This is a genomic window from Hyphomonas johnsonii MHS-2 (genome assembly GCF_000685275.1).
GTDB classification, from domain to species: Bacteria; Pseudomonadota; Alphaproteobacteria; order Caulobacterales; family Hyphomonadaceae; genus Hyphomonas; species Hyphomonas johnsonii.
The window spans coordinates 189,473-209,668 of the sequence record NZ_ARYK01000006.1; the positions used below are offsets into that span (position 1 = coordinate 189,473).

Below are 20,196 nucleotides of genomic sequence, written 5' to 3' on the forward strand. Positions count from 1 at the left end.
CCAGATTTGCATTCACTCCCTCCCATGCTACGCCTTGTCGGGACAGCGTGCGGGGGCAGGGCTTGAACGAGATATTCCGGGAACTCAGGCGCCGTAACGTCTTCCGCGTGGCGGCGGTCTATGCCGTCGTCGGCTGGCTGCTGATCCAGGTCGGCGTCGCTGTATTGCCGACCTTCGAGGCGCCCGGCTGGGTGCTCAAGGTCTTCATCGCGCTCATTTTTGCCGGCTTCGCGATTGCCATCGTCTTCGCCTGGGCGTTCGAGGTGACACCCGAAGGCATGCGGCCGACCGCGAAGGTTGCCGAGGGCGAGAGCATTGCGCCCCAGACCGGCCGCAAGCTCGACATGGTCATCCTCGCCGGCCTCGCCCTCGTCGCCGTGATGATCATCGGAGACCGCCTGATGCCGGAAAAACCCGGCCAGGGCGTCGCGCGCAGCGAAACTCACGCCCCCGGCGGCGCGTCTGTCGCCGTCCTGCCCTTCATCGACCTCTCGCCCGATGGCGACCAGGAATATTTCTCCGACGGCATTTCCGAGGAGATTCTCAATGTCCTCGTCCGTATCCCGCAGCTGAAAGTGGCAGGGCGCACGTCCAGCTTTTCCTTCAAGGGCAAGAATGACGACCTGCGCGATATCGGCACGGCACTCGGCGTCGATCACGTCCTCGAAGGCAGCGTGCGCAAGTCCGGCACCAAGCTGCGTATCACCGCCCAGCTCATCCGGTCCGATGACGGTTTCCACATATGGTCGGAAACCTATGACCGCGAATTGACCGACATCTTCAACATCCAGGATGACATCGCCAAATCCGTCGCCAGCGAGCTGGCCCTCTCGCTCGGCCTGAAATCCGGCGAGACCCTGGTCAGGGAGCGCACCGACGATGTCGTCGCCTACGAGAAATACCTGAAAGCCCGCCAGCTCTATTTTGCCCGCGGCCTCGACAATCTCGATACCGCCCTGTTGCTGTTGTACGAAGTGACGGCGCGCGATCCGGATTTTGCGCCAGGCTGGTCAACGATCGCCGGAATCTATACCGTCTACGAGTCCTACCAGCCGGTCTATCCGCCCCAGGGCAACTACCATCAATGGCGCGCGACCGGGCAGGCGGCGGCAAGGCGTGCCATCGTGCTCGATCCGGACAATGCCGAGGCACATGTCTATCTTGGCGCATTGCTGGTCTTTGAAGGCGATCTGATTGCGGGGGTCGCCGCCATCGACAAGGCCGTCGAACTCGCACCGGAGAACCCGAATGTCCTCGACGCGGCAGCGCAGGAACTCGTCACCATGGGGTATGGTGATGAAGCGATCATGCTGGCGCGCCGCGCTGTCGCGGCTGACCCGCTGGTCGCGATCTACCACAATACGCTCGGCTACACGACCGACGACAGCGGCGAACTTGTCGGGATGGCTGATGCGCAGGCCGCGGCCCTTGAGGAACTCGCGAAGGCACGGGAATATGGCCCCGACCTGCAGTACGGCTACACCAATGCCTATCTGGCCTATCTGAGGGCCGGCAAACTCGACGAGGCGCGGGCCATGTTCAAGGCCGCCATCGACGCAGGCCTTATACCGCAACAGGCCATGGAGAAAGTGGACGAAATGATCGCGGCAGCCCGGCAGGGCAAGCCGGCCCTTCGCGCCCTGTTGCCAAAGTCCGGTGCGCAGGTCTCGCTGGCGATCAACATGCTGTTGCAAGACGCCGACCTGACGATTGCCAGCCTCGAACCCGTCTGGAAACAGGACTACCAGGTGGAACCCGCCCTCTTCCTGCTCGGCTCGAACGAAGTCTACCAGCACCCGCGCTGGAAGGAGGAGGTCCGAAAGCAAGGCATCCTCGCCCTCTGGAAGTCACGCGGTTTTCCCAGCTGGTGCAAGCCAGTGGGTGCCGACGATTTCGAGTGCACGCGCGGCTGACGCCTAGAGCAGGTCGCCGCCCGCCGCTGCCGCCGTCGTGCCATCCTTCTTGAACGCGCGGATCACGTTCTTGCCGGTGATCCACTTGTGCACCTCGTCCGGCCCGTCCACCAGGCGCTGCGAGCGGATGTGCGTGTACCAGGCCGCCAGCGGCGTATCGAGGCTGTAGCCCAGCGCGCCGTGCAGCTGGATCGCGGTGTCGACCACCTTGTGCACCATGTTGGCCAGGTACACTTTCGCGATGCCGTTCTCCTGGCGCAGGTCCAGGCCGTTCTCCGCCTTGTAGGCGATATGCATCAGCATCAGGCGCGCGATGTAGAGTTCGCTGGCACACTCGGCCAGCATGAACTGCACGCCCTGGCGGTCTTCCAGACCCTTGCCGAACGTCGTGCGCTTGGTGACATGCTCGGTGGCAAGGTCCAGCGCCCGCTGGGCCATCGACACATTGTGCATGCCGTGGCGCAGGCGCCCATAGGCCAGCCGGTGCTGCCCCATCGAGAATCCGCCGCCTTCGCCGCCGAGCAGGTTTTCTTCCGGTACGACCAGGTTCTCGATGCGCACTTCGGCATGGCCGCCGCCCATCTCTTCATAATGTGCGCCGTGCACGGCCATGGTCGGGATATCGCGGATGATCCGGTAGCCGGGATTGGGCAGTTCGACGATGAAGGTGGAATATTGCTGGTGGCGCGGCGCGTCCGGATTGGTCTTGGCCATGACGACCGCAATGTCGGCGGCGCTGGCGGCGCTGGAGAACCATTTCTCGCCGTTCAGCACGTAATTGCCCTTGCCGTCCTTCACGGCGGCGGTCTGCATGCCCGTCGCGTCGGCGCCGGCGGCCTTCTCGGTCATCGAATAGCAGATGCGCTTGTCGCCATTCAGCAGGGGCTTCAGGTATTTCTCCTTCTGGAAGTCCGTACCGTGCGCCAGCAGGGTCAGCATGGTCGCGTCATCCGGCCCCTGCGAGTTCATCGACAGGGCGCCCAGATGGCTCTGCCCCAGTTCCATCTGCACCAGCGCATTGGCCAGCGGGCCAAGGCCCATGCCGCCATGCTCGACCGGAATGAACGGCAGCCACAGGCCCTGCGCCCGCGCCTTCTTGCGCAGCTCGGCCAGCACGGTCTTGTAGGCCTTGCCGGCCTCCATTTCCTTTTCCGCGGGCAGGCATTCGTCCTGCACCCACTGGCGCACGCGCTCGCGCACTTCTTTTGCATCATCCGGAATTGTGAAATCGATGGCCATTGGCGTTTGCTCCCATTTTCTGGCGCCCAGCCTATGGCCGATGGCCCCGCTTGCCCAGAGCGGATCGGGGGCAGGGCGCCCCTCTCGCCGCGTCACCCCCGCATTCCTTTGACAGGGGCCGCGCAACGCCGCCATAACCCCGCTGGGCACATTTCAAGAGGGACTGACCGGCCATGGCCAAAGCACTGAAGAAGCATGATGAAGTCGGCGAGCCCTATCTCTCCGCCGCGAAACCCCGGCCTGCCGCCCGCCACACGTTCCCGTTCCCGGCCAGCGCCGTCTGGGCCGCGCTGCTCGATGCCGACGCCTGGACCGAATGGCTGCCCATCACCAAGGTCACATGGACCAGTCCCCAGCCGTTCCGCATCGGCACCACACGCACGGTCGAGGTCGGCTCGCGCGGCATCGAGGAAGTCTTCTTCGCCTGGCAGGAAGGCCGTCGCATGGCGTTCCGCTTCGACAAGTCCAACCTGCCGCTCCGGGCCGGTGTCGAGGATTATGTGATTGTTGATGCGCCCGGCGGCTGCGAACTGCAGTGGACAGCCCGGGCCAGCGCCCCGTTCCCGCTCGGCTGGCTGGTCAACCGCCAGCTCGCGTCCGGCATCAAGTCAGGCCTGCCCAAGCTCGAAGCCCTGATCGCCAGCGACCCGGCCCGCTTCGGCCTCTAGGGGGGGGCATCGTCGCCTTGGCGTGTTTGATTGCGAGCGCCGCACTCCAGACGGGAGCACTCTGCATTGCGGAATGTGAAATCAAGATGCGCGTGTAACGAGCTTAGCGCTTTTTTTGGTTTCGCTTGAGCGATTGAGCCTTGGCTTTGCGTCGCTCTTTCCTGTTCGGCCCCAATTCCCGCTGTTTGGTAGCATCAGGGGCGTATTCAAGTTCAGGAAATTCTTGGTCAGAGATTTGGTTCTCCGTAAAATTTTGGGCTATGCCCATTGCTTTGCAGGCATCTTTGATTTCGCGTTGCTCTTCTGGTGTCCAATCTCGCTGCTCAATTTGAAGTAAGTCCTCGGAGCTGCCCCGGTCTTTGCTGGGTGGCTCCAACGATACGCCTACCATCCGCTTCAAATGGCTGCATTGTAAGAGCATTGCTTCGCCGTACGTGACGGCTATCTCCGCCCGTTTTTTTCGATAATGCTGATATCCTCCTTGGTCTTCCATCCAGTCCAAATAGGGAAACACCAGCACAAAGAATCCGGTCTCATTGCCCTTGGATCCGGGCGCTCCAATCATGCTTCGGAAGAAAAAATGCTCTGCGCTACGACCAATGTTTATTGCCCCCACGACGGCTTGGCCATGAATTCGTCTTTGAAAGCGATTTTCTTTCGCCATGTAACGAAGCGCGGTCTCGCTCTGTTTTAGGTCATACGAATGACCGTCTGGCACTAGTGAAGTGCCATCCAGCATATGACCCGAAAATTTTTTGATTAATTCGTCCCAAACATAGGAAATTTCATCCGCCCGTTTTTTGGCAGTATACTGAGGGTTTTGAATGAAGTTGATGAAGGTTTTGGATATGGCAATGCGCTCACCTTCGCTCCATGGGCGCTCGTCGGGATGCGTGAAATCGTGGTCGCCGTATTCGTTGATTCTCACGGCATAGTAAGCTACGAGGTCTTCTTCGCTTTCTGCTACAGCCAGCTTGCCTGACCGAACGAATTCGGACTTTCGATCAAGATATGCCGTGAAGTCGGTGATCGTGTCCAGTTCCGACATTACAAAGCTTAGCGATCCATCGTCGAATACGTGTACAAACGATCCTTCGGGGTCGATATCCCCGACGCAAAATGGCTCCACTGTTCCGTACTTAAATCGATTCCAATGTCGATCACCTATAATGTCCGGGCGCACTACCAAGCTGCCAGTTCCGCCATTGAAGTACTCTCGGCAGGCATTTCCTGCTCCACGGGCGACTACTATGCGATGCACTACTCGCCGATCGAGAGGAGGTAAGTCTATCGGCAATGTGCGAGTGCATTGTCGATCTAAAAATACACGATCGGGATAATCAGCGAGCCAGCGCTCAGCTCCTTTGGTTTGTTTAGCTGAATGAAAGACAGCGTTATTGAACCATTGCGACCAAGATATTTCGAGCGGCCGATTCGGCCATGCCGCATTTCTTTCGCTGAAAATCAAAACATAAGGGTCACACACAACAAGCAGATCGCAGAGTTCTTTGCCATCTCCGGTTCCGCCGACCTTTTGATCACGATAGGGGTTTGGATATGACCAAAGGTCCAAGAAACTTCGTTCTGCTAGTACAACAAGTTCCTGCTCCGTGGCCGTGATTCCTTTGCCACGGATGACCGCGGCGCGAAGAGGCGTAGCTCCTTCTTGGGCCCCTCGTGGTTTTCTGACCAAGTCAGCTGCTCCTCATTTGGTTGATCCTTTATATCGGAATTCCAATCGAAGCGCGCAAAGTTAAATTTCGCGGAGCGCTATGAACGGAACACCCGCACTTATCCAACCCCCACCGCACCGCCGGTATACTGCGCGCCATGAACCCGCGGCACGCCCATCTCTACGCGCACGTCCATGTCCTGTTCTGGCCATGGCTGTGGCTGCAATTGTGGAACCTGAACCGCTGGATGAAGGCGACCGGGCGGCGCCTGCTGGTCAGTGTCGACCGGCGGGGCAATATCTATATCCGCTGCATGTCCGATGCGCCGGGGCAGGGGGCACAGGCCTTCCGCGCGCCCGTCTCGGCCCGGCTGGCGCTCGCCGTGTGCCCCGCTCCGTGTCCCTGGCGCAGGCCGGGGCCGCCCGCCAGCCTGTCCGGCCTCTCCGCGCGGCCTGCCGGCCTGTGCCAGGACCGCGCTCACATGTGTGCGCTGCCCCTGCCGGACACGTGACCCGCGCCCAGCCACAGACACCCTCAAACCCACCCCCAAGCGCCCTCACAGGCGCCGCACGTGCAGGCTCAGTCGTAGTCCACTTTTTCCAGGAACAGGCCGTCCGGCGGTGAGACCGGGCCACAGGCCGTGCGGTCCGTCGCCGCCAGGATATCCATCAGCCAGCGGGCATCGCGCTTGCCCCGGCCGACCTCCACCAGCGAGCCGACCATCGAGCGCACCTGTCGGTGCAGGAAGCTCTGCGCCGACAGCGTGCATTCGATCCGGTCGCCATAGCGGGCAATGTCGAACTTATCGAGCGTCTTGACCGGGCTTTTTGCCTGGCACTCGACATCGCGGAACGTGGTGAAGTCGTGCGTGCCAAGCAGGCCCTGCGCGGCTTCGTGCATCTTGCGTGCATCCAGCTTCGGCGAAATCCGCCAGGCCAGGCCCCGCTCGACGGTCAGGTCGGCGCGCCGGTTGATGATGACAAAGCGATAGTGGCGCGCCTTGGCGCTGAAACGGGCATGGAAATCCGCGTCCACCCTTTCCGCCTTCAGCACGGCAATCGGGTGCGGCCTCAGGTGTGCGTTGAGGGCGTCGGCCACCTTGCCGGGCCGGTCGATCGCAAGGTCCAGGTGCGCCACCTGGCCCATCGCATGCACGCCGCTGTCGGTGCGCCCCGCGCCGTAGACCTCGACCGGCGCGCCATCCAGCGCTGCCGCCGCTTCCTCCAGTGCGCCCTGCACCGTCGGCGTGTCCGGCAACCGCATCCAGCCCTGATAGGGCCCGCCATGGTATTCGATCAGCAGTTTGTAACGGGCCATGGCAGCGCCCTAGCCGAAGGCGGGCGGATACGTCAATTCGCCCGCTTCAGGCGCGCCGGTATTTATCACCCTCGCCATGAAGGCTGGCCCGCTCCACGGCGCCCGGAACGGCGCGGCCGTTTCAGCCGAAAAGCCGAATCGCGGATAATAGTCTGCATGCCCCAGAACGAAGACAAGGCTTTCGCCTGCGCCTTCGAGGGCCAGAAGGCCGGTGCGGATCAAGCCGCTGCCAATCCCTTGTCTTTGCCGTCCCGGTAGGGCCGATACTGGCCCGAGCCCCACCGCCCGCGGCGTGCCGTCCACGAGGATACGAAAGAATTCGATATGTCCGACAATCCGGCTGTCATCATGTGCAATTAGCGACAGGAGGCTGTCGCCATCCCGCTTCAGCTTGCGGACGATCTTGCCTTCCCCCGACTGCCCGAAAGCGGCGTCATTCAGCTTGGCAATCTCGTCAATGTCTTCGGCATGGGCAGGCCGGATCCAGGTGCTCATGATGTCAGCCGCGTGCCGGGCGCAATCGGTGTGCCATTGAGAAAGACGTTCGCGGTCATCGGCCCCTTGCCCGGCCGCTGCAAGGTGGTGATCCGCACTGCGCCGCCATCGCCGCAGGCGACCAGCAGCTTGTCGTCCAGAACGGTGCCCGGCGCGGCCCCGCCAGAGGGTCCGGCCACTTCGCTCATCAGCAGTTTCAGGCGCACAGGCGTGTCTTCGCCGTCCGGCGTCCAATGACAGATGGCGCCAGGGAAGGGGGCGAGGCCCCTGATCTGGCAATCCACCTCGGCGGCGGGTTTCGACCAGTCGACCGGCTGGTCGTCGGCGCTGAGCTTGTGGGCATATGTAATGCCGTCTTCCGGTTGGGCCTGTGGTGCGATCGCCCCTTCGGCCCAGCGCGCCAATGCAACCGGCGCGAGGTCGGCGGCGAGTTCCGCCAGCCGGTCGTGCAACGTGCCGGCTGTCGTCGCCAGCGTGATCGGCGTGCGCGCCGACATCAGCACGGGTCCGGTATCGAGGCCCGCATCCATCAGCATCGCGTCGACCCCGGTCTCATGGTCGCCCGCCATGATCGCCCGCTGGATCGGTGCGGCGCCCCGCCAGCGCGGCAGGATCGAGGCATGCATGTTGAGACAGCCAAGGCGCGGCGCATCGAGAATGGCCTGCGGCAGGATCAGCCCGTAGGCGACGACAACCGCCGCATCCAGCCCGAGGGCAGCAAACGCCTCCTGCTCCGGCGCCTTCTTCAGCGATTTCGGCGTGCGCACCTTCAGCCCGTGGGCTTCCGCCCAGGCCTGCACCGGCGTCGGGGTCAGCTTCTTTCCCCGGCCCGACGGGCGCGGCGGCTGGGAATAGACACCGGCAATCTCGTGGCCGGCCGCAACCAGTGCGGCGAGCACGTCAACGGCAATTTGAGGGCTGCCCATGAAGGCAATGCGGAGGCGATCAGTCATGGACTCGGCTCTAGCCTGATGCTGCTGTGGAAGAAAGGCAAAGGATGGTGCGTTCGGCTATCGCAAAAGGCGTCCGCCGATACCGCCCACGCCGTAATAACCGAGCCAGATTGCCAATGCGCCGGCCAGAAGGATGGCGACCAGCCACCGCATCCAGGCCTTGCGGAACATCAGGCGGCGTCCTCGCGCAAGTTGCGCAGCTTGGCCTTCTTCACCTTGTCGACGGCGCGCTGGCGTTTCAGGCGCGAGAGATAGTCGATGAACAGCGTACCTTCGAGATGGTCCATCTCGTGCTGGATGCAGACCGCGTAGAGGTCATCGGTCCATTCCTCGACCGGCTTGCCGTGATAGTCCAGGTAGCGGATCCGGCAGCGGACCGGGCGTTCGATCTCGTCGTAAATATCCGGGACTGACAGGCAGCCCTCTTCATAGGGCTGGGTTTCCTCGACCGTTTCGAGGATTTCCGGGTTCACGAAATAGCGCGGCTGGGGCTCTTCGCCTTCGCGCGCCAGGTCCATCACGATCACCCGCAAGGGCACGCCGATCTGTATTGCGGCAAGGCCAATGCCCGGCGCGTCATACATGGTTTCCAGCATGTCATCCATCAGCGCGCGGATCTCGTCGGTGACGCCACCTTCAACAGGTTTCGACACCTCCTTGAGGCGCGGGTCGGGTACGGTGAGGATCTCGCGAATAGCCATAAGCGTCAGATATGAAGGGAAGGGCGTTTGGTCAACTGCTGCGGCTCATTCCGCCGGAAGCGCTTTCTTCCTGTCACCGAAATCCAGTTCGCCCATCGGTTCTGGCGCATTGGTCCGGTTTTCGATCTGTTTGGGCTCTGCCAACGGTTTGTTCGGCGGCGCGATTTCCATGTCCTCGAACTTGCGCAGGGTAGGCAACACGCGCTTGTCGAACGATCCCATGGCCGAATTGAAATGGTCGACCGAGCCATTCAGCGACTTTCCGAGCTTCTCGATATGCCCGAGCATGACACCCATCCGGCCATACAGCTCGGCGCCGAGTTCCGCCGCCGCCATGGCGTTTTCGTTCTGGTGATGCTGGCGCCAAAGGTGCGCCACCGTCTTGGCCAGGGCGATCAATGTCGTCGGCGTGGTGACAATCACCTGCTTTGACATCGCCCTTTCGATCAGATCGGGCGCTTCCTGCAGCGCAGCGGCGAAGAAGTTCTCCCCCGGTATGAACATGGCGATATAATCGAACCGGTTGCCGAGGTTCGACTGGTAGTCCTTGGAGGCCAGCGTGTTCACGTGCCGCTGCACGCTGGTCGCGTGCGCCTTCAGGTGAAGGATCTTCTGGGCCGGGTCTTCAGTCTCCACTGCCGCCATGTAGGAGGCGAGCGAAACCTTGGAATCGATCACGATCTGTCGGTCACCCGGCAGGCGGATGATCGCATCCGGGCGCTGGCGCCCTTCCTCGGTTGCGTCATGGACCTGTTCGCTGAAGTCGCAATGGGCCGACAGGCCTGCCTGCTCCATCACGTTGCGCAGGGTCATCTCGCCCCAGCGCCCGCCGCCCTTTGGCGCGGTCAGGGCATTGACCAGCTTGCCGGTCTCGGCGGTGTTGCGGTGCAGGCTCTCGCTGATGGCCTTGACCTGTTCCGACAGCAGCGACTTGTCCTCGGTACGGACCTTTTCGAGGTCATCAACGCGCTTCTTGAACGCATCGAAATTGTCGCCGATCGGCTTCATCAGTTCCTGCAACTGGCCCTTGGCGCCTTCCTTGTGCTTCTCGAAGGTCTCGTTCGCCAACTGGAGGAACTGCGTATTCGCCCGTTGCAGCACGCCCTGCGCCATCTCGGCGAACTTGCGTTCATCCTCGGCGCTGCGCGCCTGTGCTTCGGCCAGCTTGATTTCGGCCTGCCGGGCCACTTCCTGCTGGGTCCGCAATGCCTGTTTGGTCTCGCTGAGGTCCTGCTCTGCCCGCGCCAGATCGCGTCGCACCAGCCCGGCACGGCTGTACAGCCACCAGCCCAGCCCCGCCAACAGGATGACGCCGGCCAGCAAGGCAAGGTGCACGCCGTCAAGTCCGGCGTCTCCAATGGTCACAATAGGTTTCATGCGCTGATCCTGCCACGATTCTCATCGGAACATATCTAGAACGGGCAGGCGTGTCCACGCCGCCGATGCGCCGCAGGTCAGCCGTTCGCAGTGCTGTCCGACCGGGAATTCAGGCTGTCGATGAGGTCTTCGGTAATCGTGCCGGTGACCTCCAGCCCGTTTGCCTTCTCGTAGGCGCGGATCGCAGCCGTCGTCGAGGGGCCGACCACGCCGTCGGGCACGCCGATCTGGTAGCCAAGCGCAGACAGCGCCACCTGGATGCCCTGGACCTGCAACGGATTGCCCGTGTTCCAGGTCTGCGCCCCGAACCGGCCATTGCTGATCGCATTGTCGCGGGCCGCTTCCCAGCTGGCGGCGCGGGTGGCGGCCTGTGCGGCAGCCGTCGGCGACACGCGGGTCTTCAGGTCCGCGATACGGGCGGGGGCGCCGGCATCGCCATTGCGGGCGGCGACTTCGAACCAGAACAGCGCTTCGGTCAGGTTGGGGCTGATGCCGAGGCCCTGTTCATAGAGCACGCCGAGATTGTACTGGCTGTCGACGATGCCGAATTCGGCCGCCTTGCGAAACCATTCGACGGCGCCGGCATAGGTCTGCGGGCCGCCATCGCCTTCGGCCATGAACACGGCAAGATCGTGCATGGCTTTGACATTGCCGCCTTCAGCCGCCTTTTCCGTCCACTCGCGCGCCAGTGCCAGGTCTTTCGGCACGCCCGTTCCGCGTTCATGCAGCTTGGCGAGGCCATACTGGGCGATCGGCAGGCCCTTGGCAGCCGACTTGCGCATCAGCGCCGCGCCGTTCTGGAAATCGCCGGCAGCGATGCGATCCTGCGCTAGCTGGAATTGCGCGATGTGATTGCCCGATGCGGCGGCGCTCTCGATCGACACAAACGGCGAGATCGGCGGGAAGCTTGCAGTCGCAGCGATTTGCTGCGGTGCCGGGGCAGGCGTGGGGGCAGGGGCTGCGGCCGGTGTAGGCACGGGCGCCGCAACGGCGGCAGGTTCCGGCATAACGGGGGCGGCGGCGACCGGCTCCGCCGGCAATTCGGGTGCGGTCTCGTTCAGGGCTGCATCCTGCGTCGCTGCTGGTGTCTCGAACAAGTCGCTCTCGGCTGCTGCAAGTGTCAGGGCGGGTTCGCCTGTTGTCGATGCCAGCGCCTCGGACGACAGGCCCGGGTCGACATAGGTGTCGATGGCCGAGGTGACGACCGGTGGGGACTGCTTGCCGCGAATATAGAGGTAGCCGCCGACTGCAGCGCCAGTGATCACGACCGCAGAGGCCGCAGCATAGAGCGGGATCTTGCCGACGCCGGACTGGCTCCTGTGTGCCACGTGGGGCGCCTTGTCGGTGCGGCGGCGGTCACGGCGTGCATTCTCGGGTGTCGGCCCCGCCGCGGCGATCGCAGCGCGGCGGGCGCGGGCGATATAGTCACTCGTGTCGCCTTCCCGGATCGCAATCGGTTTTTCATCGGCAGCAAGGACACCATCGTCGGCAAAGTCGTCCGGCAGATCCGGAAACACGTCATCGCGCAAGCGGGCCTCCAGGTAATCGTCCTCGTCGCTCTCGTCGAAAATGTCCGACTCCCGTGCTTCTGTATGACTGTCGTGCGGCCCGTCTATGCCTTCGAGTTCGGAGAGCGGATCAAAATAGGCCTCGGTGCCCGGTGCGTCGCTCACGGCCGTGAAACCGGCCGGGTCTGCCTGCGGCTGTGCGGGCCTGTCCTCGTCCAGCTCCGGCGAGGTTTCGAAGTCGGATTCATAGGGGGTGCCCTTCTTGTCCAGGACGGCATCCCAGCCGGCAATCCCGGCTTCGAAGAACTCACGGTCTTCGGCGGCGTCACCGAACGGGTCGGTACCGGTTTCGATCCCGGGGACGAAGTCGGTTTCGAGCATTTCTGGCGTCAGGCCGGGTTCGAACGGAACGTCCGTGTCGACAGCCGAGGCTTCTGTCTGCTCGGCGTGCCCGGCGTCAGATTCGTGTGCATCGGGGGTATCGCCACCCGGCGCGGTGAAGGGCGGTGCATTGAATTCTTCCAGGCTTTCCAGCCGTGTCGCCAGCGAGGCGATGGCGCGCTGCACGGGCGACAGCGACGCGGTTGACTGCGCCCGCATCTGTTCGAGGCGATCGGACACGTTTGCGAGGGCGTCCGACAGGCGCGTATCGGTGCGCTTGCGGGTTTCCTCGACATGTACCGCGATGGCCTTCAGGGCCTCTTCCTGGCGGCGTTGCAGGCGGGTCGCGACCGTCGCGACCTGGTCGCCGATCTGTTCAATCGCCCCGGCATTGCGGTTTTCGCTTTCGCTGACCCGCTGGTCGATCTGGTCGGCCAGCGTATCGATGCGCGCCCCGACGGTTTCGCCGAGCCGCTCCATTTCCTCGCGCATGGCCTCGCTGGCGGCAGCGCCGTCGCGTGCTTCGACCTGGCTGATGCGCTCCAGGAAACTGGCGGACATGTCACTGACCTGGCCAGACACCGTTTCGATGGCCTGGGACTGGCGCATTTCGGCTGCCTCAAGCCGTTGCTGGACCTCGCTGATGTCGGATTTCAACGTGCTGACCAGCGTGCTGTCCTGGCCGGTGGCGGCGCGGGTGATCTCGTCAGCCAGTTCAAGCCGGGCATGGTCGACGGTTTCGCGCACCGAACGGCTCATGTCCTCGAACCGGGCCTCGAATTCGGCGCGCAGCCGGTTGGCCAGCAGGGGATCGATGCTGCTGGCGACCGCTTCGATGCGGCTGTCGAGATTGCTGAACGTGGTTTCGAGGCCCTGCAGGGCCGCGTCGGTGGTGTTTTCAGCGCGGTTCAGGCGGTCCTGGATGCGCAGGAGCGTGCTTTCCATGGATTCCAGCGCGCCGGACACATCGGCTTCGACGGCATTGAGGCGCTCATCGGTGTCGCCGACGCTGGCAAGGCGTTCGTGGACATGGCTTTCGAGCGTCGACATGCGTGTCGACAGGTGGCGCGCCGTGCCTTCCGCGCGCAGCTCGGCCTGTTCAACGGCGCGTTCGACCCGGGCGGCGGCATCCGACAGGGTCGTCTCGACCTTGGCTTCCATGCCGTCGACGCGTTCGGTCAGCTCGGAAAACCCGGATTCGACGCGGCCCTTGATGGCCTGGGTGTCGTTCTGGGCGAGTTCGCTTTCCTCGTAGACGTGGCTGGCCAGCTTGCCGAGCGCATGCTCCAGCGATTTCAGGGCCTCGAGGTTCTGCTTGGCCGATTCATCCTGTTCAAGCCTGCGGACCTTGGCCTGCAGCGCTTCGTGGGTCTCGCGCAATTCCTCGATCAGGCCTTCGACATGGCCGCCAATGGCGGCGCTGCCCTGTTCGGCGCTCTCGAGCCGGGCAACCAGGCCGAGAACAGTATGGTCCATGCCCGTAATGGCGAGCGTCGACCGGGCTTCGGCAGCCTCGATGCGGCGCGTCAGGCGGTCGAGCGCGTTCGAGGCGGCGTCGGGCTGGGGCCGGTGGTGGGGCTGGAACAGCGACGAGATCTCGTTGTGCTGCGGACCATCCTCGGACATGAGGAGACGGTTCAGGTATTCGCCCAGCGTCAGGCCTTCCGCACTTGCGGCTTCACGGGCGGCATCGCGCGCCCGCTGGTCAATGCCTTTGACGCTCCAGGGCCCTGTCTGGTTCATCCCGGATTCTCCTCACACGGCTCGCAAAATATTAACGCTGCAGCCAGAATCGTTCACGTTCTGCTTACTTGATGGCAGGCGTGGTCTTAAAGCGAAGTTAAAGGTAAATTTTTTCGTCAGTTTTGGTAACTTCGTGAAGTACCGCGTTTACCAAGGGGGAAGTTTCCGCGAACGTCAGGGGAAACTTGACGTTGACGTTCGCGGAAAGCTTGGTCTAATATTCCCCCATGCATCACAAGACATCACACATTTCCGCCGCCGACAGCCGCACGTTCACGATTTCCGAGCTCGCCCGGGAATTTGGCGTGACGCCCCGTGCCCTCCGTTTTTACGAGGACAAGGACATGCTCCACCCGGCGCGCGACGGCATGACCCGGGTCTATTCGAACCGGGATCGTGCACGCCTCACGATCATTGTCCGCCTGAAGCGCCTCGGCCTGCCACTGGCGGACATTCGTGAAATTCTTGACCTCTACGTGCTGGATGACGGCGAACGGGCACAGAAATACATGATGCTCGACAAGTTCCGCAAGCAGGTCAAAGAGCTGGAAGTCCAGCGCGAAGACATCGACACGGCGCTGACCGAACTGCGCAAGGGCATCATCTGGCTCGAGGAACTGATCCAGAAAGTCGGCCCGAACGAAGAAGGCAAGCGCCAGGTCGCGGCCTATGAAGCGGTTGCGCGCCGCCAACTCGACGAAGTCTGAACCGGCATTCGCCGAAAAATCCGCGACTGGAGCGCCCGTTCTGGAGATAGTCTCTGGGCGGCGTGGCAGTCGTAATCCATCCCTGAAGGAAGAGGTCTGAAATGCCCCGTTACGACGCCCCGGTTCGCGACATGAAGTTCATCCTGCACGAAGTGCTGCAACTGCAGAACTATTCGAACCTTCCCGGATTCGAGGAAGCGACGCCTGACCTGATCGATGCGATCCTGGAAGAGGGCGGCAAGTTTGCCAAGGAAGTCCTGTTTCCGCTGAACCATGTTGGCGATGTGCAGGGCTGCAAGCGGAATGACGATGCCAGCGTGAAGACCCCTGACGGGTTCCCGGAAGCCTACAACAAGCTGGTCGAGAATGGCTGGCCGCTGCTGGCCAAGGATCCTGCGATGGGCGGCCAGGGACTGCCTGCGGTCGTGAACCTGGCCTGGGGCGAGATGATTTCGTCCTCGAACATGGCGTTCGGCATGTATCCGGGCCTGACCTCTGGTGCCTACGAGGCGCTGATGGCGGGTGGCTCTGAAGAGCAGAAGCAGATGTATGGTCCGAAGATGGCCCGCGCCGAATGGGCCGGCACGATGAACCTGACCGAGCCGCAATGCGGCACCGACCTTGGCCTGATCAAGACCAAGGCCGTGCCGCAGGCTGACGGCAGCTACAAGATCACCGGCCAGAAGATCTGGATTTCGGGCGGCGAGCAGGACCTCACCGAAAACATCATTCACCTTGTGCTTGCCCGGATCGAGGGCGGCCCGGAAGGTATCAAGGGCATCTCCCTGTTCGTTGTGCCGAAATACATCGTCAATGAAGATGGTTCGCTCGGCGAGCGCAATGCCTGTTCCTGCGGCGGCCTCGAAGAAAAGATGGGCATCCACGGCAACGCGACCTGCGTCATGAACTATGACGGCGCAACCGGCTGGCTTGTCGGCGAAGAGCACAAGGGCATGCGCACCATGTTCGTGATGATGAACGAGGCGCGCCTCGGTGTCGGCCTGCAGGGCCTGGCCCAGGCAGAGATCGCCTACCAGAACGCCGTCGACTTCGCGCATGACCGCGTGCAGGGCCGCTCGCTCAACGGCGCCAAGGCACCGGAAAAAGTCGCTGACCCGATCATCGTGCATCCCGACGTCCGGCGCATGCTGCTCGACCAGAAAGCCTTCATCGAAGGCGCCCGGGCATTTGCCTACTGGACCGCCTTCCATGGCGACCTGCAGCACAAGTCGGCCGACGAAAAGGTGCGCGAACGCGCCGGTGACTACATGGCGCTGCTGACGCCGGTCGTGAAAGCCTATCTCACCCACAAGGGGTTCGAGAGCGCCAATCTCGGCCTGCAGGTGCATGGCGGCTCGGGCTTCACCCGCGAGTGGGGCCTGGAACAATACGTGCGCGATGTGCGCATCACGCTGATCTATGAAGGCACGAACGGCATCCAGGCGCTCGACCTGGTTGGCCGCAAGCTGGCCAGCAATGGCGGCCGCGCCGTGTTCAGCTTCTTTGCCGAACTCGACGATTTCATCGGCACGGCCGGCGACGACCCCGCATTGCAGCCTTTCGTCGAGGGCCTGAAGACGGCCAAGAACCAGCTGCAGGAAGGCACGACCTGGCTGATGCAGAACGGCATGTCCGACTTCAACAATGCCGGCGCCTCCAGCCATGACTACCTGCACCTGTTCGGCCTGACGGCGCTCGCCTACATGTGGGCGCGGATGGCCAAGGTGGCGGTCGAGAAACGCGGCGCAGGCGACCCGTTCTATGACCAGAAGCTGATCACCGGGCAGTATTTCCTCGACCGGATGCTGCCGGATGCCGGCGCACACCTGGCCAAGGTCAAGACCGGCGCCAAGGCGATGATGGCGTTGCCCGCCGACGCGTTCTGATCAGGCGTCAGCTCACGTCGCAATTGTCGAGGACAAGCATCAGCGCGTCCTCGACGAACGGATCGTCCGGCGTCTCGGTCCAGGTGATGAAGTCGGCATCCTTGAGAGTCAGCAGGCCCAGCGCCTCGGACTGCACGCAATCGGCCGTCTCGTCGTCCAGCTTGGCATAGGTCTGGAAGTAGAAGAATTCGGTCATTCCGACGACAAAGCCGATCCTGGCATTGTTGGTATCGCTGGCGGTGAACGCTTCCGAGAGTTGCCGGGAACTGATCAGGACGCCCGTGCCGGACGCCCCCTCGGCGCATTCAGTCAGCGCACGGTCGGCTATGGTCGTCACGACCATGTCGGAAAACGCGGGAGCTGACATCTCCGCGGTCAGGTTTTCAGCGAGTCCGACGACGCAGCCGATCTGCTCATCGCCCTTGGCGTTGAGGTAGGCGGCAGCCTGCAACGCCCCGATGACGTAACCGATGCGGCCGTCTTCATCGATCTGGTGCCATTGGTTGGCACGAACGGGCAGAGTGAGGTCGGCCCAGCTGATCGCTTCCGCCTGGGCCACAAGCGGCATCAGGCAGGCGGTTAGCATGGTGAGTATGGTCTTCATGGCGCATCCCCTTTGGTGTCGTGCCGCGCGAATGCGATCCGATACAGGTACAGGCGCAAAAAGGGCTGCTGAAAGGTCAGCGTGACGCAACGACAGAGGGAGACATGCAGATGCCCCCATCCTATATGTGTTTACGTGAACGTAAGCGGCAATTGCCGCCAGACAGGACAGGAGAGACCCGCCCATGCGCGAGAGCCCGTTGAACGTACCGAAATCCAATTGGCGCAATGACGAGGAGATGGACATCTTCTCCGATGCTGTGGGTCAGTTCTTCGAAAAGGAATGCGCGCCGCATGTCCCGGCCTGGCGCAAGGCAGGCATCGTGCCGCGCGAGATATGGTCCAAGGCCGGCGAGATGGGCCTGCTCTGTGCGTCCGTTCCGGAAGAATATGGCGGGGCAGGGGGCGACTTCCGCCACGAGGCCATCATCATCGAGCAGCAGCAGTGGAAGGGCGTCGACGGGTTCGGCATCACGCTGCACAATGCGATCATCGCGCCCTACATTACCGCCTTCGGCACCGAGGAGCAGAAGCGCCGCTGGCTGCCGCGCATGGCGTCGGGCGAACTTGTCACCGCCATCGCGATGACCGAGCCGGGCGCCGGTTCCGACCTCCAGAACATCAAGACGACCGCGATCAAGGATGGCGATGGTTACGTCATCAACGGGTCGAAGACCTTCATCTCCAACGGCCAGACAGCCAACCTGGTCCTTGTCTGCGCCAAGACAGACCCGAGCCAGGGCGCCAAGGGCATCTCGATCCTCTGCGTCGAAACCGAGGAAGTTGACGGCTTCGAGCGCGGCCGCAACCTCGAAAAGGTCGGCCAGCACGCCGCCGATACGTCAGAGCTGTTCTTCAATGACGTGAAGGTGCCTGCCTCGGCCCTGCTCGGCGGTGAGGCCGGCAAGGGCTTTATCCAGCTGATGCAGAAACTGCCGCAGGAACGCCACGTCATCGGCCTGCAGGGCGTTGGCATGATCGAGCGCGCAATCCACGAGACGGTCGAATATGTCAAAGGCCGCAAGGCGTTCGGCAAGACGATCTTCGATTTCCAGAATACCCAGTTCAAGCTTGCCGAAGCCAAGACCGAGGCGACTGTCGCAAAAGTGTTTGCAGATCACTGTACGGAATTGCTGCTGAAGGGCGAACTTGATGCGGCAACGGCCTCCATGTCGAAATACTGGATCTCCGATCTGCAATGCAAGATCATCGACGAGTGCCTTCAGCTGCATGGCGGCTTTGGTTATATGGATGAATATCCCATCGCCCAGATGTATGCCGACGCCCGCGTCCAGCGCATCTATGGCGGCGCCAACGAGGTGATGAAAATGCTCATCGCAAGGACGCTTTAAGCAGGCATGCCCGACAGCAAGCGCATCCTTGAAGTCTTCCCCAGCCCCAGCCCGTCCTCGACGTCGCTCGGCTTCGAGCTTATGTCGCTCGACCTGAAGAAGTGGGAGACGCGGGTGCGGTTCGATGGCCGTCCGGAATTCTGCAATCCCGCAGGTGTGATCCAGGGCGGCTATCTCGTCGCCATGATGGATGATACGATTGGCATGCTCGCCGGGATGAAGGCGGGCAAGTCAAAGCTGCCCTCCACGGTGGACCTGCACACACATTTCCTGCGCCCCGTCCGCAAGGGCGCCATCGAAGTGGTGGCCCGCCTGCGCAATATTGGCCGCGCGATGGTTTTTGCCGAGGCCGAACTCTACGATTCCCGCGGCAAGGAAGCTGCCCGTTCCACCGCGAGCCTGACCCTCAATCCGGTGAATTCACCGGCAACCTGATCATAAAGTCCCAAAGGAGTCCTCCCATGAATGAAGCCTATCTGTATGACGCCGTCCGCACGCCGCGCGGCAAGGGGAAGTCGTCCGGCTCCCTGCACGAAATCACCGCGCTCAGCCTTGGCACGCAAGTGCTGCAGGCGATCCGTGACCGGAATAATATCGACACGGCCTGCGTGGATGATGTCGTTTTCGGCTGTGTCTCACCGGTCGGCGAGCAGGGCGGCGACATTGCCCGCATCGCGGTGCTCAACGCCGACTATGCCGACACCACCGCCGGCGTCCAGGTCGACCGCTTCTGCGCTTCGGGCCTCGAAGCCTGCAACATGGCTGTCTCGAAAGTCATGACCGGCGAGGCCGACATGGCCATTGGTGGCGGCGTCGAATCCATGAGCCGCGTGCCCATGGGTGCGGCCGGCGGTGCCTGGTCGACCGACCCGCAGATCGCCATCAAGTCCTACTTCTCGCCACAAGGCGTGGGTGCCGACACGATTGCCACCAAGTGGGGCTTCTCGCGCGATGACGTCGACGCTTTCGCGGTCGAAAGCCAGAAGCGTGCTGCACGCGCCTGGAAAGAAGGCCGTTTCGCCAAATCCATCGTTCCGGTGAAAGACCAGATGGGCGGCATCCGCCTCGACCATGACGAGCATATGCGCCCGGACGCCAACATGCAGTCGCTTGCCGCGCTGCAGCCATCCTTCCTTGGCCTTGGCGCCATGGGCTTTGATGAAGTCATCAAGCAGCGGTATCCGGAAGTCGAGAAGATCAACCACGTCCACCATGCTGGCAACTCGTCGGGCATTGTCGATGGGGCATCGGCGGTTCTCTTCGGCACGAAGGAAATGGGCGAGCGTTTCGGCATGAAACCCCGTGCCCGTATCCGCGCCATGGCCTCGATCGGCTCAGAGCCCGGCATCATGCTGACCGGCCCGACCGATGTATCGCGCAAGGCGCTGAAAAAGGCCGGCATGAACCCCGAAGACATCGACCTCTATGAACTGAACGAAGCCTTCGCCTCGGTCGTCCTCCTGATGATGCAGAACCTCAACATCCCGCACGAGAAGATGAACGTGAACGGCGGCGCCATCGCCATGGGCCACCCGCTGGGCGCCACGGGCGGCATGCTGATGGGCACCATGATCGACGAGCTTGAGCGGTCCGGCAAGGAAACCGCGCTGATCACGCTCTGCGTCGGTGCCGGCATGGGCACGGCGACGATCATCGAACGCGTTTAATCATCATACGAAT

At 62.6% G+C, this 20,196-nt stretch carries 17 protein-coding genes; 8 read left to right on the forward strand and 9 right to left on the reverse strand.

Annotated elements, in window-relative coordinates:
- Positions 1–62: 62 nt before the first annotated feature.
- The gene (locus tag HJO_RS17860) at positions 63–1,913 is read left to right on the forward strand and encodes a hypothetical protein (RefSeq protein ID WP_156945638.1); all 1,851 of its coding nucleotides are present in this window, start codon (positions 63–65) and stop codon (positions 1,911–1,913) included.
- A 3-nt stretch (positions 1,914–1,916) separates the two neighbouring features.
- On the opposite strand, the gene HJO_RS13120 is transcribed toward HJO_RS17860, so the two are convergent.
- Positions 1,917–3,152, reverse strand: a complete 1,236-nt coding sequence (locus tag HJO_RS13120; protein WP_035617558.1) for an acyl-CoA dehydrogenase family protein — start codon at positions 3,150–3,152, stop codon at positions 1,917–1,919.
- 173 nt (positions 3,153–3,325) lie between these two features.
- On the opposite strand from HJO_RS13120, the gene HJO_RS13125 reads away from it, so the two are divergent.
- Positions 3,326–3,820: an SRPBCC family protein gene (locus tag HJO_RS13125; protein WP_035617560.1), complete on the forward strand. Its 495-nt coding sequence runs from the start codon at positions 3,326–3,328 to the stop codon at positions 3,818–3,820.
- A 103-nt stretch (positions 3,821–3,923) separates the two neighbouring features.
- Here HJO_RS13125 and HJO_RS18445 read toward each other — a convergent pair whose 3' ends face one another.
- On the reverse strand, positions 3,924–5,513 hold the full coding sequence (locus HJO_RS18445; RefSeq protein ID WP_156945641.1) for a hypothetical protein: 1,590 nt from the start codon (positions 5,511–5,513) through the stop codon (positions 3,924–3,926).
- A gap of 137 nt (positions 5,514–5,650) precedes the next feature.
- Between HJO_RS18445 and HJO_RS13135 the strand changes: the two genes are divergently transcribed.
- A complete protein-coding gene (locus HJO_RS13135; RefSeq protein ID WP_035617564.1) occupies positions 5,651–6,004 on the forward strand; it encodes a hypothetical protein in 354 nt (117 codons plus the stop codon).
- A 68-nt stretch (positions 6,005–6,072) separates the two neighbouring features.
- Here HJO_RS13135 and truA read toward each other — a convergent pair whose 3' ends face one another.
- The 6 genes from truA to HJO_RS13165 all read right to left on the reverse strand — a co-directional run bounded on the left by truA (position 6,073) and on the right by HJO_RS13165 (position 13,968).
- The gene (gene truA / locus HJO_RS13140) at positions 6,073–6,810 is read right to left on the reverse strand and encodes a tRNA pseudouridine(38-40) synthase TruA (RefSeq protein WP_035617566.1); all 738 of its coding nucleotides are present in this window, start codon (positions 6,808–6,810) and stop codon (positions 6,073–6,075) included.
- 9 nt (positions 6,811–6,819) lie between these two features.
- Entirely contained in the window at positions 6,820–7,305 is a 486-nt protein-coding gene (locus HJO_RS13145) for a GNAT family N-acetyltransferase (protein WP_035617568.1), read from the reverse strand.
- On the reverse strand, positions 7,302–8,258 hold the full coding sequence (gene fmt, locus HJO_RS13150) for a methionyl-tRNA formyltransferase (RefSeq protein WP_035617570.1): 957 nt from the start codon (positions 8,256–8,258) through the stop codon (positions 7,302–7,304). Before fmt ends, HJO_RS13145 begins: the two co-directional genes overlap by 4 nt.
- A 170-nt stretch (positions 8,259–8,428) precedes the next feature.
- Positions 8,429–8,959, reverse strand: a complete 531-nt coding sequence (gene def, locus HJO_RS13155) for a peptide deformylase (RefSeq protein ID WP_035617572.1) — start codon at positions 8,957–8,959, stop codon at positions 8,429–8,431.
- Positions 8,960–9,004: 45 nt separating this feature from the next.
- Positions 9,005–10,336: a DNA recombination protein RmuC gene (locus HJO_RS13160; RefSeq protein WP_035617574.1), complete on the reverse strand. Its 1,332-nt coding sequence runs from the start codon at positions 10,334–10,336 to the stop codon at positions 9,005–9,007.
- Between the two features lie 77 nt (positions 10,337–10,413).
- Positions 10,414–13,968: a peptidoglycan-binding protein gene (locus HJO_RS13165; RefSeq protein WP_035617576.1), complete on the reverse strand. Its 3,555-nt coding sequence runs from the start codon at positions 13,966–13,968 to the stop codon at positions 10,414–10,416.
- 227 nt (positions 13,969–14,195) lie between these two features.
- Here HJO_RS13165 and HJO_RS13170 point away from each other — a divergent pair, with 227 nt between their 5' ends.
- Both HJO_RS13170 and HJO_RS13175 read left to right on the forward strand, forming a co-directional pair.
- Complete coding sequence (locus HJO_RS13170) at positions 14,196–14,675, forward strand: MerR family transcriptional regulator (RefSeq protein WP_051618599.1); 480 nt, start codon at positions 14,196–14,198, stop codon at positions 14,673–14,675.
- Positions 14,676–14,776: 101 nt separating this feature from the next.
- On the forward strand, positions 14,777–16,561 hold the full coding sequence (locus HJO_RS13175; RefSeq protein WP_035617577.1) for an acyl-CoA dehydrogenase C-terminal domain-containing protein: 1,785 nt from the start codon (positions 14,777–14,779) through the stop codon (positions 16,559–16,561).
- A 7-nt stretch (positions 16,562–16,568) separates the two neighbouring features.
- Here the strand turns inward: HJO_RS13175 and HJO_RS13180 are convergent, their stop codons facing one another.
- A complete protein-coding gene (locus HJO_RS13180) occupies positions 16,569–17,165 on the reverse strand; it encodes a hypothetical protein (RefSeq protein ID WP_035617580.1) in 597 nt (198 codons plus the stop codon).
- A gap of 184 nt (positions 17,166–17,349) precedes the next feature.
- On the opposite strand from HJO_RS13180, the gene HJO_RS13185 reads away from it, so the two are divergent.
- Genes HJO_RS13185 through HJO_RS13195 form a run of 3 tightly spaced genes read left to right on the forward strand, consistent with a single transcriptional unit; the run spans position 17,350 to position 20,183 of the window.
- Positions 17,350–18,516 carry an acyl-CoA dehydrogenase family protein gene (locus tag HJO_RS13185; RefSeq protein ID WP_035617583.1) on the forward strand — a complete coding sequence of 389 codons (1,167 nt, stop codon included), beginning with the start codon at positions 17,350–17,352 and terminating at the stop codon, positions 18,514–18,516.
- Positions 18,517–18,522: 6 nt separating this feature from the next.
- Positions 18,523–18,951 carry a PaaI family thioesterase gene (locus tag HJO_RS13190; protein ID WP_051618600.1) on the forward strand — a complete coding sequence of 143 codons (429 nt, stop codon included), beginning with the start codon at positions 18,523–18,525 and terminating at the stop codon, positions 18,949–18,951.
- Positions 18,952–18,977: 26 nt separating this feature from the next.
- Positions 18,978–20,183, forward strand: coding sequence for an acetyl-CoA C-acetyltransferase (locus HJO_RS13195; RefSeq protein WP_035617585.1), 1,206 nt, complete (start codon positions 18,978–18,980; stop codon positions 20,181–20,183).
- Positions 20,184–20,196 lie beyond the last annotated feature (13 nt).

Excerpts from the sequence above, each read along its gene's own strand:
- HJO_RS13120 (WP_035617558.1), bottom strand. The coding sequence starts at position 3,152 with ATGGCCATCGATTTCACAATTCCGGATGATGCAAAAGAAGTGCGCGAG.
- HJO_RS13125 (WP_035617560.1), top strand. The coding sequence starts at position 3,326 with ATGGCCAAAGCACTGAAGAAGCATGATGAAGTCGGCGAGCCCTATCTC.
- HJO_RS13135 (WP_035617564.1), top strand. The coding sequence starts at position 5,651 with ATGAACCCGCGGCACGCCCATCTCTACGCGCACGTCCATGTCCTGTTC.
- truA (WP_035617566.1), bottom strand. The coding sequence starts at position 6,810 with ATGGCCCGTTACAAACTGCTGATCGAATACCATGGCGGGCCCTATCAG.
- HJO_RS13145 (WP_035617568.1), bottom strand. The coding sequence starts at position 7,305 with ATGAGCACCTGGATCCGGCCTGCCCATGCCGAAGACATTGACGAGATT.
- fmt (WP_035617570.1), bottom strand. The coding sequence starts at position 8,258 with ATGACTGATCGCCTCCGCATTGCCTTCATGGGCAGCCCTCAAATTGCC.
- def (WP_035617572.1), bottom strand. The coding sequence starts at position 8,959 with ATGGCTATTCGCGAGATCCTCACCGTACCCGACCCGCGCCTCAAGGAG.
- HJO_RS13160 (WP_035617574.1), bottom strand. The coding sequence starts at position 10,336 with ATGAAACCTATTGTGACCATTGGAGACGCCGGACTTGACGGCGTGCAC.
- HJO_RS13165 (WP_035617576.1), bottom strand. The coding sequence starts at position 13,968 with ATGAACCAGACAGGGCCCTGGAGCGTCAAAGGCATTGACCAGCGGGCG.
- HJO_RS13170 (WP_051618599.1), top strand. The coding sequence starts at position 14,196 with ATGCATCACAAGACATCACACATTTCCGCCGCCGACAGCCGCACGTTC.
- HJO_RS13175 (WP_035617577.1), top strand. The coding sequence starts at position 14,777 with ATGCCCCGTTACGACGCCCCGGTTCGCGACATGAAGTTCATCCTGCAC.
- HJO_RS13180 (WP_035617580.1), bottom strand. The coding sequence starts at position 17,165 with ATGAAGACCATACTCACCATGCTAACCGCCTGCCTGATGCCGCTTGTG.
- HJO_RS13185 (WP_035617583.1), top strand. The coding sequence starts at position 17,350 with ATGCGCGAGAGCCCGTTGAACGTACCGAAATCCAATTGGCGCAATGAC.
- HJO_RS13190 (WP_051618600.1), top strand. The coding sequence starts at position 18,523 with ATGCCCGACAGCAAGCGCATCCTTGAAGTCTTCCCCAGCCCCAGCCCG.
- HJO_RS13195 (WP_035617585.1), top strand. The coding sequence starts at position 18,978 with ATGAATGAAGCCTATCTGTATGACGCCGTCCGCACGCCGCGCGGCAAG.